The organism is Thioclava sp. F28-4, assembly GCF_002020045.1.
Lineage (GTDB): Bacteria > Pseudomonadota > Alphaproteobacteria > Rhodobacterales > Rhodobacteraceae > Thioclava > Thioclava sediminum.
This window is the reverse complement of record NZ_MPZQ01000058.1, coordinates 1-540: the sequence shown is the minus strand read 5'-3', so window position 1 is coordinate 540 and position 540 is coordinate 1. Positions and strand designations below refer to the sequence as shown.

Genomic DNA, 540 nt, shown 5'->3' with positions numbered 1-540 from the left:
TCCGGCTCGATCACGCGCTCGATGCGCGGCAGGTCCTTGGGCAGGTTGCCTCGATTGCGCCGGGCTGCACGCCGGGGTCGGCTCTCGGACGGCGCTTGCGTCTCCTGCTTCTCCTCGGCTTCGGCGACCGCAATCTCGAGATCCTCGAACGCCAGCTGCCGGTCATCTTCGCTGAGCTTCTCGGACCGTTTGCCGTGGACTGCCTGGTTGAGTTCGGCGACCAGATGCTCGAGGCGCTTGATGATCTCCTTGAGGCTGACCCTCTCACCTTTGAGCTCCTCATGCTCGCGCAGCAGCGCGGCGACAGCTTCGCGCTGCGCCTCGGGGATTGCGGACAGGTCAATGATCGCGGTGGATGACATGGCCGGAGGCTACCCCGAAGCCGCCTCGAAGGCCCGCCTTTTCTCGTGCCTGATTCACTCTGCCGCAGCCGGGCGGCGGATCTCCAGGGCCTTCACCTTGCGCCAGTCGAGCCCGGCGAACAGGGCCTCGAACTGCGCCCGGTTCAAAGTCATCACGCCGTCCCGAACCGCCGGCCAG

Annotated in this window: 1 protein-coding gene; it reads right to left on the bottom strand. The window is 66.5% G+C overall.

The window, feature by feature from the left end; genetic code table 11:
• A partial coding sequence (locus tag BMI87_RS21865; RefSeq protein ID WP_210402519.1) for a transposase occupies nt 1-362 on the bottom strand: 362 nt, incomplete at its 3' end.
• Nucleotides 363-540: the final 178 nt, after the last annotated feature.